Here is a 1,372-nt window from a genome sequence, read left to right on the forward strand (position 1 = left end):
TTTTTTATCTTTAATCCATCATAGCTAGCGATGCAACAAAGCCATCCCAGTGTCAAGCACTGGGATGACAAGAAAGTGAGCACTGGAATGACATCGTTTACTATGTACCATATTGCAATATTCGTACAACTGTGGGAAACATCTATGGATGCCATTCCTATTACCTTATTTCCATTTTTATTTCATTTTCAAAGGAGGCTATTATGTCACTTACCGATATCGCTCACCGTATCAATGAACTCGCTTCATCATGGGAGCAATTTAAATTAATAAATGATCGCAAACTAAAAGAAATTGAAAGCAAAGGGCGTGCTGATTCTGCAACAATTGAGCAGCTATGCAAGGTAAATAATGCCATTGATAGTTGCAAAGAGCGTTTAGACTTGATCGAAACTGCAGCTCAACGCCCAGAAGTAAATACAGATTTTAGCACAAGCGATAAATATTTTTCTGATTATATCCGCAAGGGAATGGAAAGCGGTTTATCACACAAAACCCTCAGTGGAGATGACAGTGATATCGGGGGGTATCTAGTTACTCCGCATATTGTAAAACGCATAAACAAGCGCGTAACTGATTCGTCCCCAATGCGACAAATATGCTCCAGTCAAAGAATCTCTACTGAAACATTGGATTACATTATAGAAGATTTTGACCGCGCCGGTGCAGGTTACAGTAGATGATGAGGACGGTGGCAATAAGTCTAAGTATGATTTTGCAAAAGATACGGACACGCCCAAAATCCAAAAGATTTCCGTCACAACTTACGAGTTATATGCTCAACCACACATATCACAAAAGTTACTCGATGATGCGTTTGTCGATGTTGAGAGTTGGCTGGTGGAAAAGATTGCCGAGACTTTTAGTAAGGAAGAAAGCGAAGCCTTCATTAAGGGTGAGGGCACTTTTCAACCAAAAGGAATTTTAGCTTATGAAAATGGAAACAGTTATAATAAAATAGAGCAAGTTAAAACTGAAAAATTAGATAGTGATTCAATAATGATGTTGTATTACTCTCTGGACGAATATTATTCCAAAAATGCGTCATTTTTGATGAATAGGAGTACGTTGAAGGATATCAGGCTGCTAAAATCTCAAACAGGTCAGTATCTCTGGCAGCCAAGTCTGTCGCTTGAAGCTCCAGATACTTTAATGGGAATACCAGTATATCAATCTGCCGATATGCCACCAGCGCCAAACAATCAGCTACCAGTAATTGCGATGGCAGATTTCAAACAAGCTTATAAGATTGTAGATAACAGAGGAATGAGAATATTAAGAGACCCTTATACGAATAAACCTTATGTTAGAACCTGTTAAGGATCTCGAAAATATGAGGTAAAATAAGCATAGTTAAGAAAGAGGTATATCT

Annotated in this window: 2 protein-coding genes; both read left to right on the forward strand. The window is 38.3% G+C overall.

From position 1 onward, the window contains the following. The first annotated feature begins 203 nt into the window (after positions 1-203). Positions 204-683: a phage major capsid protein gene (locus tag OZD61_RS00940; RefSeq protein WP_274979507.1), complete on the forward strand. Its 480-nt coding sequence runs from the start codon at positions 204-206 to the stop codon at positions 681-683. Further along, positions 664-1,320, forward strand: coding sequence for a phage major capsid protein (locus OZD61_RS00945; protein WP_274979508.1), 657 nt, complete (start codon positions 664-666; stop codon positions 1,318-1,320). The genes OZD61_RS00940 and OZD61_RS00945 overlap by 20 nt, the downstream gene beginning before the upstream one ends. Positions 1,321-1,372: the final 52 nt, after the last annotated feature.

Origin of the sequence: Wolbachia endosymbiont of Drosophila bocki (assembly GCF_028982005.1) — a bacterium.
Lineage (GTDB): Bacteria > Pseudomonadota > Alphaproteobacteria > Rickettsiales > Anaplasmataceae > Wolbachia > Wolbachia pipientis.

Coding starts and splice junctions, on each gene's coding strand:
- OZD61_RS00940 (WP_274979507.1), top strand. CDS start 204: ATGTCACTTACCGATATCGCTCACCGTATCAATGAACTCGCTTCATCA.